9 protein-coding genes and 4 pseudogenes are annotated in these 11,503 nt (G+C 70.2%); 6 read left to right on the top strand and 7 right to left on the bottom strand.

All coding sequences use genetic code 11. The features are described 5' to 3' along the window. The first annotated feature begins 121 nt into the window (after positions 1-121). Together ACWC9T_RS38515 and ACWC9T_RS38510 are read left to right on the top strand one after the other, a co-directional pair. Positions 122-697, top strand: coding sequence for a hypothetical protein (locus ACWC9T_RS38515; protein ID WP_449825696.1), 576 nt, complete (start codon positions 122-124; stop codon positions 695-697). Between the two features lie 75 nt (positions 698-772). Next, positions 773-1,138 (top strand): hypothetical protein, encoded by a 366-nt coding sequence (locus ACWC9T_RS38510; RefSeq protein ID WP_449825695.1) that lies wholly within the window; start codon positions 773-775, stop codon positions 1,136-1,138. Between the two features lie 41 nt (positions 1,139-1,179). On the opposite strand, the gene ACWC9T_RS38505 is transcribed toward ACWC9T_RS38510, so the two are convergent. The 7 genes and pseudogenes from ACWC9T_RS38505 to ACWC9T_RS38475 all read right to left on the bottom strand — a co-directional run. After that, a complete protein-coding gene (locus tag ACWC9T_RS38505; protein WP_449825694.1) occupies positions 1,180-1,704 on the bottom strand; it encodes a hypothetical protein in 525 nt (174 codons plus the stop codon). A 390-nt stretch (positions 1,705-2,094) separates the two neighbouring features. Further along, the gene (locus ACWC9T_RS38500; RefSeq protein WP_449825693.1) at positions 2,095-2,829 is read right to left on the bottom strand and encodes a hypothetical protein; all 735 of its coding nucleotides are present in this window, start codon (positions 2,827-2,829) and stop codon (positions 2,095-2,097) included. 12 nt (positions 2,830-2,841) lie between these two features. Then, positions 2,842-5,073 carry a hypothetical protein gene (locus tag ACWC9T_RS38495; RefSeq protein WP_449825692.1) on the bottom strand — a complete coding sequence of 744 codons (2,232 nt, stop codon included), beginning with the start codon at positions 5,071-5,073 and terminating at the stop codon, positions 2,842-2,844. Positions 5,074-5,102: 29 nt separating this feature from the next. Beyond that, a complete protein-coding gene (locus ACWC9T_RS38490) occupies positions 5,103-5,585 on the bottom strand; it encodes a hypothetical protein (protein WP_449825691.1) in 483 nt (160 codons plus the stop codon). A 355-nt stretch (positions 5,586-5,940) separates the two neighbouring features. Further along, positions 5,941-6,462: pseudogene (locus ACWC9T_RS38485) on the bottom strand (ISAs1 family transposase); the annotation flags it as partial. Positions 6,463-6,644: 182 nt separating this feature from the next. Next, positions 6,645-6,992 (bottom strand): annotated as a pseudogene (locus tag ACWC9T_RS38480) (transposase family protein); the annotation flags it as partial. Between the two features lie 379 nt (positions 6,993-7,371). Beyond that, a pseudogene (locus tag ACWC9T_RS38475) lies at positions 7,372-8,162 on the bottom strand (IS630 family transposase); the annotation flags it as partial. A 616-nt stretch (positions 8,163-8,778) separates the two neighbouring features. On the opposite strand from ACWC9T_RS38475, the gene ACWC9T_RS38470 reads away from it, so the two are divergent. The 4 genes and pseudogenes from ACWC9T_RS38470 (at position 8,779) to ACWC9T_RS38455 (ending at position 11,445) form a co-directional block, all read left to right on the top strand. Further along, entirely contained in the window at positions 8,779-10,017 is a 1,239-nt protein-coding gene (locus tag ACWC9T_RS38470) for a PP2C family protein-serine/threonine phosphatase (protein WP_449825690.1), read from the top strand. A gap of 128 nt (positions 10,018-10,145) precedes the next feature. Next, entirely contained in the window at positions 10,146-10,379 is a 234-nt protein-coding gene (locus ACWC9T_RS38465; protein WP_449825689.1) for a hypothetical protein, read from the top strand. After that, positions 10,379-10,834: pseudogene (locus ACWC9T_RS38460) on the top strand (serine/threonine-protein kinase); the annotation flags it as partial. The gene ACWC9T_RS38465 and the pseudogene ACWC9T_RS38460, both read left to right, overlap by 1 nt. A 338-nt stretch (positions 10,835-11,172) precedes the next feature. Then, complete coding sequence (locus ACWC9T_RS38455) at positions 11,173-11,445, top strand: WD40 repeat domain-containing protein (RefSeq protein ID WP_449825688.1); 273 nt, start codon at positions 11,173-11,175, stop codon at positions 11,443-11,445. Positions 11,446-11,503: the final 58 nt, after the last annotated feature.

Below are 11,503 nucleotides of genomic sequence, written 5' to 3'. Positions count from 1 at the left end.
GGCTCCACACCTACAATCACCACCGCGGACACACCGCACTCGCAGGCAAGCCACCCGCCAGCCGCGTCCCCAACCTCACGGGTCAGAACACCTAGGGCTCGGGAACCGGGACACCAGGCCGTTGCCGCTCGGGGACCGGCGGACCCGGCTGCTCGACGCCCTCGGCGCGCCGGGCCTCATCTGGCCGGTGCCCACAACAGCGGACCCCGTGGAAGCGCGGACCTGGTTCGGCCAGCTCGGCGGCGGGATCGAAGGCGCAGTCTGCAAGATCGCCAACCTTCCGTACCGGCCCGGGCGCCGCTCCGGCTGGACGAAGTTCCGGATGAAGGACAGCACCTCGGCCGTCGTCATCGGCATCACCTCAGCCGAGACCCCGGCCTCCCAGGCCGCGGTGCTCGCCCTGCCGACCCCCACCGGGCGGCTACGGGCCGTGGGCGTCAGCCTGCCCCTGTCAGCGGCCGTCCGCGCCGACCTGGCCACCCGCCTGCACCCCGCCGGAGACACCCTGGCCACACTGCCCGGCACCGTCGGTGGCCTTCCGGGCAGCCCGCCTGTCCGCTACCAGCCGGTGGAGCCCACCACCGTTGTCGACATCGAGGTCGACGCTGGCCAGGTCGAGCATGGCCGGTATCGGCACCGGCCCCGGGTACTGCGCCTTCGCCCGGACCTGGAGGTGGACCAGCTCGTCCGCCGTTGACGTCGACGACCTCGAACGGGTGGAACCTGGCCCAGCGGCTGGGCGCTGTCACACGCCTCCCCTACCGTCCTGGCCATGACCCCCGTGACAGCAGCAACACAACCCTCCGCGGCCGCCGTGCGAGCTCACCGGGACACCAGCGAGCATCCCGCCCTCGATGGCGCACCCGTCGCCCTCATCTCCGTTGCCTTGCACGAGGCCCTGCTCGGCCTCGCCACCCAGCTGGACCCGGCCGCCGCAGCAGCCGATCCCGAGGCAGCGGTCAGCGAAGCGCTGCGCCTGGCGGCGGCCGCCGCCTACGACACGGCGGAGCCGGGCGAGGTCCCCGGGCTGCTGTACGTCACCCCGTCGGTCACGGAGCTCGGAAGGCGGCCGGTGCGGCTGGAGCGGGCGCAGCCGGGCGGGCCGATCACTGCTCGGTTCCCGGCTGATCGCTGCTGAAATCTGTGCTGTTCGCCCGCGCCGACGGTGAAGCGGGGCGTTCAGACACGTCCGGATGATGGTGCGGCCGGAGCTGGGCGCACCCCAGTGGCGCGCTCCCATGCCTCGTGTGCGATGCGGTCTTCCAGGAGCCGGCGCCCGTTGGTGCTCAGCGCGGGCATGGTGCCCTGTTGCGGGTCGTAGACGTGGCGACGGACCAGCGGGTAGGTCAGCAGGACCATCAACCCGGACCACATCAGCAGCTGCGCCGTGTCGGCCGGGACGCCGTCCGCCCCGTGATCGCGCGTGCAGTCCAACGGGTGGCCGGCCACGGCGTCGAGAGCCGCCCACTCCTTCTCGGTAGGCTCTCGAAGCCGGGTGACCAGCAGGATGCCCTTCTTGTAGCCAGGCCCGGGATGGCGTTCGACGTCGAAATCGTCGAGCAGTTCGTCTCGCAGGGCGGCGTACGCCGCCTCGGCCACCGACTGGTCGTCGTCGGCACCAGGCTGCCACCACACCTCCACGGTCCAGGACCCGGCCTGGCTGACGCGGAAGCCGACGCTTCGCGGTGAGGCCTTGAACGGCAAGCCGAACCCCACCTTCTCCGACCGGTCCCGAACACGGGCCAGGCGCCGTGAGACCGACGACGCATTCACGCGATCCCGTACAACAGCGAGCCTGTTGAACTCCCTGACCATCGGTCTCATGCCCCCTCGGTGTCGGGCCGGGAGATTCGCAGCCCCGCCGGCCTGTGCACGCCGCCCACGGCGACGTTGGTCGGCGTCGCCAGGATCACGTTGTTCCCGGAGACCAGCTCGATCAGCGCCTCCTCCTGCGCCGGGTACAGCGTGATCCCCCGCTCCTCCGCCCAGGCTGCGAACGTCTCGTACAGCGCATCGGGCGGGCTTCGGCATCAGATCAAGGAGGGTCACACGGCTCTCTTGCCTGCTCGCCGCCACCCCGGGCAAAGCCCGGGATCATTCGGCGGGGACCGCGGGGGTGGTGGAGGCGAGCCGGAGGGTGTTGGCACACTTGTACGCGCCCGGAGCGGTCCGCGCGATCTTCAGGGCGACATCGACGTACGTCTGCCGGACCCTTGCACGGGGCGAGGTGGAGACCCCGGGCTCGCCGTGGACGGAGACCTGGACGTAGGCCGGGTCGGCGTCTCCCTTGCGGAGCTCCGGCGGCAGCCGGTAACCGTCGCAGCGGAGGTACAACCGCACCTGGGGAGAGGCGTCGCCGCCCGCGTCGGCCACCCAGCCCACGGTGTCGGGGCCGAAGTCCAGCGGGGTGGTGCGACCGGCCTCCCGGGTGTCCTTCTGCCGGTCGGCGTCGATCCCGTCGTACGCGGGATTGACGGTGGCCGACAGAAGGACGTCGGACGTCGTGTGCTGCCCGGCCCACCAGACTTCGCACTTGCCGTACCGGTCGCCGTTGACCGGGTCCGACGGGGTCGCCATCCGGTCCTGGCGGGCGCCCTCGTAGCCACGGCCGTCCTGGCCCGCGAGCACCTTGAGTTCGTCCTTGGTGACCAGGGACCAGCAGGCGCTCTGCGGCAGCTCCACCTGCTGCCACGGTTTCCACGCCCACAGCCCGCCGCCCACGCCCGCCGCCACCACGAGGGCGACGGCGGCGTGCCAGGGGCGGAGCCGGGACCGGCGCCGGGGCGGGTCGTCGGGGGACGGCGGAATGATGTGGGCGACGTCAACCATGGTTCAACCGTCCTACTTCTTGGGGAAGGCGGTGCCGAAGGAGTCCCTGCCGCTGCCGTAGCCGGTGTTCTCCTCCTGGGCGGCGCGGCGGGCCACGTCGTTGATGTAGTTCGGGTCGGCGCCCACATTGCGGCCGGCGTCGCGGACCGCGTTGACGATCGCCTGCTGCGCATTGGTCTCGGCGTTCTGCTTCGCCGTGACGGCCTCGTCGCTCGCGGCGTTGTGGGTGTCCACCTTGTAGCCGGCGGCGATGTTGTCCATGATCTGGTTGGCCTCGTAGTCGACGCCCTCGCCGATCAGGGGGGCCCGCTCCTTCAGCGCGTCACCGGCGAACGACCAGAGCTGGCCGGCGATTTCCCGCTTGGTGTCGATAGCGGAGTTGAACGCGGCGTCGCTGGCGGTGTGCTTGTTGTACACCTCGTCGACCATGGCGCTGGTGATCAGGCCGTTGACCTGGCCGGCCGGCTTGGCGATGTTCTCGACCGCTACGGCGAGGTCCTTGTGCAGCTCGGGGTGGGCCAGCACGTCCTGGATCTGGGCGGTGGTGTAGGCCTGCTGCCCGGCGGCGATCGTGGCGTAGGCGTCCGGGTTCCGGCCGAGCGTGCCGACGAGGCGCTCGACCTCGCCCGCCTTGAAGAGGTTCGAGCCGGAGCCGGGGCCTTCCAAGGCGCCCTGGACGTCGCCGATGTAGTTGGCGGTCATGTTGCCGAGGCTGCTGTTGAGGTTCGAGAACAGTCCACGGTTGAGGAGGTCCGGACCGTCGCCGGTGCCGAACCTGTTCACCGCCTGCTGCATGACGGCGTTCATGTCGCTCGTATGCGGAGGGAACTTGCCGTGCACGTCGTCGTACGCCCGCCCGGTGGTCGCGGCTTCCAGGGCATGGCCGAGGGCGGTGACGTCGAAGGGGTCGGCGGTGCCCGGGTTCGGGCGGGGAGGGTACTGCTGGTCGAGCAGCAGGGAGCGGGAGCCGCCGTCGGTGAGCATCTTGAGGTAGGTGTTCTCGCCGCCGTGGCTCTTGACCGTGCCGTCCGGGTTGTAGGTCGTCGGCGTGTCGTGGAAGAACTTGGTGGCCGCCTCGGGGCTGTGACCGAGGCCCTCCAGGACGGCGGACATCGGGTTGATGCCCCGCAGGTTCCCGTCCTTGTCCGGTACGCCGATGAACTTGAGCTCGGTGAACGGGTAGGTGGCCTTGGTGGCCGCGTCCCAGCGCATCGGGTTCTCTTCGGTGAGCTGGGTGACGTGTTCGGCGATGGGGTCGATGAAGTGCGCGTCGTACTTCCCGTTGCGCAGCAGGTTGGCCATGATCTGGTAGCCGTACGGGCTGTGCGCCGGGTCGGCGCCCGCCGGGACGGGGATCTGCTTGGCGCCGGCCGCGCGCAGCCTGGTCTCCCAGTCGTCCGAGACGTGCAGCGGCTGCTTGGTGTCGGTCGCGGTGGCCAGCGTGAGGCCGAGGTCCTTCTGGAGGTCCTTGACCGTCTGGGAACGGGCGGGACTGTTGGCGTAGTCGGCGCTCTGCGCCATCGCGCCGTACTTCGCCAGGAAGGTCTGCGGGTCCTGGTTGCCGTAGAAGGCGGTGGCGAACCGGGGGTCGCCGCTGTCCTGCTGCAACATGGCGTGCAGGTGCTTGAGTTGGGCGTCGGTGGCCTTGTCGCCGAGGTTGAGGATGTAGGTGGCCTCCTTGGCCTCCTCCTCGGGGAGGCCGCCGACCGGGGTGGCGTTGAACGTGTACGCGTCGCTGCCGGTGTCGTTGCCCAGGGCGTTGGCGGCGGCGGTGTCCGCCTCGGTCGCCCGGTCGATCGCGGCGCCGATGGCCTTGGCGGCGGTGTCGGCCGTGGCCTGCCAGGTCGTCGCGTAGTCGCGGTCGTGCTTGTCCGCCTGCGTCTTGGGCGGGGGCCAGTGCACCGTGCCCGCGTCGTCGACGGTGAGGCCATTGGTGACGGCGTTCTGGATCGCGGTGTTGAGGTCCTGCTTGGCGGCCGTGATCTCGGTGTGGGCGTCGCGGAGGGTCTTGGCCAGGGCCGAGGCCTCCTCGAAGGCGGCGTGGATCTGGTCGCGGGCCCAGGTGAGCTTGGCGTTGGCGAGGCCGGCGGCGTCGCCGCGCCAGCCGGACTGCTCGACGGTGCCGATGACTTCGTTCTGCATCCGCTGGGTGAGGTCCCACTTGCGGACCAGGGCCTCGTAGTCGCCGGCCGCCGAATCGAGGCTGCCGAGGTCGACCTGCTTGAGCTGGCTGAATGTCACCATGATCGTACTGCTTTCCCCCGTGCGCGGTGCTAGCTTTTGGTGCCCTGCGGCTTGTTGAAGCTGGCGTGGATGTCGGACTCGGTCTTGATGTACGCCTGCGCGGTGGTCTGGAGGTTGGTGCCGATATCGCCGACCGTCCCCTTCAGGGCGTCGGCCTGGCTGGACCACGTTCCCCAGGATGCGGGGAGGACGGTACCGAGGGCCCACCCCTTGAGCGCACCGGCGGCGGCGGCCACGTGCTCGCCGGGCTGGTCGCACTCGGACTTGACGGAGTCCCGCAGGGCGAAGGCATTCTGGGCGGCCTGCTGGAGCACGCCGGTGTTGACCGTGACGGTCTTCCCGCTGCCGGCCGGGTTGTTCAGCGAGACCGGGGCGGCGTTGGCGCCGGCCAGATCCGGGAACTGCTTCTTCGCTTCTTCGGTCAGATTGCCCTTGTCGTCGAAGAGCCACGGATTCATTCGACGCTCGAACTCAAGGTCTGTCACTTCTTGCCCCCAGGTGAAGATCGACATGGAGTGTATCGAATGAATTGACGAGTCATTGGCGCGATCTATGGAAGTGTCGAATTCGGCCAAAGCATCGGAGTTTTCATGTCCGAGAGCCTGAATTCAAATGAATTCAAGATGAACATCATCAAAACATCGCGCCGAGCTCTGTTGAGTCGCACATTGATCGGCAGGGCTTCGGCGTAGTCGGCTGACGTCCGTTTCGTGATCACGCGAGGCCGAGGAGTGCGAGGGGGCGGCGGGTGTCGCGTGCGTTGCGGCGGAGGCCGGCCGCGATGTTCTTCACGCCGTTCAGTCGCAGGACTCCGACGGCTAGGTTGCGCCAGGTGGCCATCGCGCGGGGTGCGTTGCCGGTCCGCAGCTGGGAGGCGTCCTCGGCGAACGTGGTGTCGCGGACGTGGTGCAGGGCCTCGATCTTCCAGTGGTCGCGGATCAGCTGTGCGAGCTGGGCGGGCGTGGCCTGCTCGGCCGTCAGGCTGGTGACGGCGTAGACGGTGGTGATGGTGGTCTTGCCGGTCTTTCGGTCGGTCCGGCGGCGCTTGATCCGCACGGCCTGTCGGGCGCTGGGGAAGAGCAGGTTGTTGACCGTGGCGACCTTGATCCGGCGGATCTCGGCGCGGCCGTGGCCGATGTCACGGGTTCGGCGCTGGAGTGGGATGTCCTTCCAGGGAAGGGACTTCAGCTGCCTGAACAGTTTCTTCTGGTTGCCCTTGACGATGGCGATGTAGTGGGCGCGGCGATCCAGGAGGTAAGCGGCGTGCTCGCGTTGCGTGTGGAGTGCGTCGCTGGTGACCACGGTTCCAGCGAGGTCGGCGATGGTGTCCAGGAGCGGCTGGAAGCGTCTGGACTCCCCGGTCTTCTCGCCGACGTCGAGCTGGGCCAGGACCAGTGCTCAATCGCGGCGATCAGGTGGACCTTCCGGCCCTTCGCTTTGGCCACGCCGCGCAGGGATTTGCCGTCCACGGACAGGCCGCGCGGCCCGGTGCCGGCAGGCCGACGGTCGGCGAGCCAGCCGCCCACCGCCTGGTCCAGGGCGTCACCGTCGATACGCGCGAGCAGCCGGCGGACCGTCGTCTCGGCCGGGACCAGCCGCCGTGGCAGCACCGGATCGGGGCGTACGCCGAGCCGTTCCAGCACATGCGGTGGGGCGTCCGCGATCCACTCGCCGACCGCCAGCAGCGAGGTCGCCCCGGCCAGCACCGCGCACGCGGTCAGGGCGAGGACGACGGCCAGCGCGTGCCGCACGCCGCGCGGATCGCGCGGGTCGGGTACCTGGGCCAGCCGCTCCAGCAGGCCGGGCACCTCCCCGGCTATGACCTCGGGATGGTCGCGGAGCTGGTCAAGGGCAGGCGGGATCGGGGATGATTTGTCGCGGTGGGTGGGCGTAGCCGACAGGCGGTGCGTATGTAGCATCGGCCCGTGACTAGGATGCCGAGGCCAGGGACCAACTGCCCAGTGTGCGGTCTCGATCAGGGATACGAACCCTGGGGTTCCGACGGCTTGACGCCCTCGTTCGACATCTGCGCCTGCTGCTTCAACGAGTTCGGCTACGAGGACGCCACGAACGCAGGCGTGAGAGCCGCGCGAGACACATGGATCGAGGCCGGCTGTCCCTGGCGCGGACCCGAGAGCGACCAACCCACAGGAGGGGATCCCCGAGCGCAACTGGGGCACGCCTTGAGGCTCCCGCACTGGGACTAAACGGCGGAGCATCAGGATCCGTGAGCACCTGTCGTCCTCACCGGGTCACATGATCACAGATCGGGCACTACTGGACTACGCCGAAGCCCTGCCAGACCAGCACGATTGGGCCGCCGAGCTGAGTATGGGCTCGCAGGATCAGGTCGCGGTAGTCGCGCCAGGTGAACGCCTTGCGTTCGCCCTTGCGGCCGCGATGGACGCGGAAGCCGTAGATCATGCGGGAGCGATGACCCGCCTTGTAGCAGGCCATCCCGGCTATCGAGACTCGTCCGGAGCCTCTGCCGCGAACGCGGACGACGGGGGTGCACCCCACGCGGCCCCAGGTCCTGGTGCGCGGCGGTCTCATGGTCTGCCCGGCTTCGTCCTCGAAGACCAGCCAGGCTCCGCGAGCCGCCGCGGCGCTTTTACCCGGGGCCAGACCTCCTTCTTCCACAGCTCGACCGCCTGGTCGTCCCGTTCGATGGCCCTACGGGCCGGCTGCTGCCATGACCAGCCGTGACGCTTGAGCAGTGCCCAGGTCCCCTCGACGGTGTAGCTGACGTGGAACAGCCTGCCGATCAGCGTCTTCACCCTGGCGAGCGTCCAGCGCTGGTCCTCCCAGCCGTGAACCAGCGGCCCTCGCTCCAACTCACGTTCCAGCCTCGCGATTTGCTTCTCGCTGAGCCTGGGACGCCCGGGCGATCCCTTCGACAGGACCCCAGCCTCGCCTCGCTCACGCCACTGCCGGCGCCATCGCTCCACCGAACGTTCCGACACCCGCAACGCGGCGGCGATCTCCCGGTTCTTCCCCCCGCCCTCGAAGCGTTCCACGGCTTGCAGCCGGATCCGCTCCCGCGCGGCCCTCTCAGCGTCGGTCAACCCGCCGCCCTGCGCGTATCTCACGACCCCAGGGCTACCGGAACCATCCACTGGCTGTCAGGCAAACAGCTCCGACATCACGCTTTCAGGTTCAGTAGCTGGCGAACGCCATGGGAGTGACGCAACGGAATCACTTCGACTCAATTAGACCCGGCCGTCATGACATGCCCACGGCGAACATGCACAGCAACCAAAGCTCGCCCCGAAACAACACCCCGGCGCCACCTCCCAACCCCCAACCGCCCCCGAAAACCGGCCCAACCGACTCGGGAAGAAACGCCTAAAACAGGCAAACACCCCACCGGATGGGAACAGGTCACACTCCCAGTGGGCCCGCCACGGCCCGCGCGTCGGCATCGCGTGAGCCGCTACCTGCCTGACCCGTCCATCCCCGTCGCGGAGCTGGGCGCGCCCGTCCACGCGGCCCTGCGCGCCGCCCGTGAGGCCGGCGCCCCGCTACTGGCCCTCGCCTACCCGTCCCGCACGCCCGGTAAGGGCCGCCCCCTCCTCCTTCGTGCGGCGTCGCGCCTGCGCCGGCCGTATTCCACTGCCGGAGTTGCCCGGCAAGGAGAGTTGTGCGAACCGTGGTGTGAGCGGCGCGGCTCCCTGGGCAGGGAGGGCCGGCGCGGGAGGAGTGGCGATGTCGGAGCTGGATTACGCGGCGCTGTTCGCCGGAACGCCGAGCCCCTACCTGGTGCTGGATCCGGAGCTGGTGATCGTGGAGGTCAACCGGGCGTACCTGGAGGCGACCAGGCGGACCAGGGACGACTTGGTCGGTACGTACCTCTTCGAGGCCTTCCCGGACAATCCCGCTGATCCCGAGGCCCAGGGGGCGGGGAACCTGGAGGCCTCGCTGCAGCGTGTCCTGGCTTCGCGCGAGCCGGACACCATGGCGCTGCAGAAGTACGACATCCCCGTCATGGGCCGGCCCGGGGCGTTCGAGGAGCGGTGGTGGTCGCCGGTCAACACGCCGGTCCTGGCGCCGGACGGGACGGTGGCGTGGATCATCCACCGGGTGGAGGACGTGACCGCTTTCGTGCGGTCGCGCGCCACCGACGGGCGGCCGCCGTCCGAGCGGCTCACCGAGCGCGAGGCCCTGGAGGCCGAGCTGTACGCGCGGGCGCGCGAACTGCAACGGCTGAACGAGGAGCTGCGCCAGGCCCACACCCGTGAGCGCCAGGTGGCCGTCACCCTACAGGAGGCCATGCTCCAGGCACCGGACCTCGCCCGGCACGAGAACGTCGCGGTGCGCTACCTGCCCGCCACCGGGTCGCTGAACGTGTGCGGCGACTGGTACGACGTGGTGGACCTGGCACCCGACCGCTTCGCGCTGGCGGTCGGCGACGTGGTCGGCCACGGCGTGGAAGCCGCCGCCGTCATGGGAATGCTGCGCAGCGCGCTGAGCGCCGTGATCCGCGCCGTGGAGCGGCCCGCCCAGGCCCTGGAGGTGCTGGGCCTGTACGCCCAATCCGTGGAGGGCGCGCTGAACACCACCTGTTTCAAAGCGGTCGTGGACACCCGCAGCCATCTGATCATCTACAGCAACGCCGGCCACCCGCCGCCGGTGCTGGTGCACCGGGACGGCGGCTGTGAACTGCTCGACCAGGCCACCGACCCGCCGCTGGGCGCCCGGGTCCAGCACGTCCCCCGCCCCCAGGCCGGCCTGCAATACAGCCCCGGCGACACCCTGGTGCTCTACACCGACGGGCTGATCGAACGCCGCGGCGAGGATATCGACACCGGCCTGACCCGCCTGACCGGCGCCCTTCGCCACGGCGGCGCCCTCGGCCCGGAACACATGGCCGACGCGGTGCTGGCCCAGCTCGGTGTCGTCAGCGGAGGCCGCGACGACATCGCCCTGATCGTCGTACGGCTGTGACCGCCCACACGCCTCGGCTCACCCGGGAGCCGGGCCGGCTTCCCCCTCCTTCTCGGGCGGCCGCATCGTGTCTAGGGTGTGGGCGTGACGGATGAGCGTGGGGGACTGATCGGTGGGCGGTACGGCGGGTGGAACCGGTCGGTCAGGGCGGCATGGGCCGGTTGTGGCGGGGGCGCGACGAACTTCTGGAACGCCAGGTCGCGGTGAAGGAAGTCCTGCTCCCGCCCGGGCTGGAGGCAACCCAGCGCGAGTTGATGCTGCATCGGATGATGCGGGAGGCGCGTGCCGCGGCCCGGCTGAGCCACCCGGGGATCGTCACGGTGCACGACGTCGTGGAGCACGCGGGTGCCCGGCCATCGTGATGGAGTTCGTGCCGGGCCAGTCCCTCGCGGCGGAGATCCGTCAGAAGGGACGACTGCCCGCTGCCCGGGTGGCCGAGATTGGCACGGCGGTGTTGGACGCGCTGGCCGTCGCGCACGGCGCCCACGTGGTGCACCGGGATCTGAAGCCGGACAACATCCTGCTGGCCGGCCCGCGAGTGGTGCTCACCGACTTCGGCATCGCCAGCGTGGCCGATGCAACGACTGCACTGACCGGGACCGGCACGGTACTCGGAACTCCGGCGTTCATGGCCCCGGAGCAGCTGGAGGGCGGGAAGGTCACGGCCGCCGCCGATCTGTGGTCACTGGGCGCAACCCTGTACGCGGCGGTGGAGGGGCGGCCCCCGTTCTCCGGTGACACCCTGACCGCGCTGTACGTCGCCATCCTCACCCAGGATCCGGTACCCGCGCGACACGCGGGCCCGCTGGCGGACATCCTGACCGCCATGCTGGTCAAAGACCCGTCCCAACGGGCAAGCCTGGCCCAGGCGGCCCGGGCCCTGGCCGACTGCGCGGCCTCCGGAGCGCCTGCCGCACACCGCCGGGCGCTGGCACCCGCCCCGGAGCCGGTCGGCCGGGACAGGACGGCCCCGGCCACCGTGCTCGACTCCCCAACCGTCACCGGCGGGCCACCGCGCCCACCGCCGGTCCGACCCAGCCGCCGCACCGCGCCCCGGACGACCCGACAGCGGAGCCCGAACAGCCCGACCCCCGATCACCGGGCCGGCGCACGCTGCTCTTCGCCGGCCTGGGCGCCGTCGTCGCTGCGGCTGCCGTGCCCACCGCCTACTACCTCACCCGGCCATGCACCGATCCTCACGGCAACGCGCCCGCCGGCCCGCCGCCCGGCCACACCGACACCGTCAACTCGGTCGCCTTCAGCCCCGACGGCAAAACCCTCGCCAGCGCCAGCGATGACCGCACTGTGCGGCTGTGGGAGACAGCCACCGCCCGCACCACCGCGGTCCTGCCCACCAGCACGAGCACCAGCACCGCGCAACCGGTGTTCGGCTTCAGAAGCCGTGATCAAAGCGCTCTTGGGGCTTGAGGGCCGGACGGAGATTCGATTCTCGGTCCCGTTCGGGTGATCGCGTGCCGGCCGGCGC

The organism is Kitasatospora sp. NPDC001159, from assembly GCF_053598235.1.
Note: the sequence above shows the minus strand (reverse complement) of the source record. Positions and strands in the feature narration are given on the sequence as shown.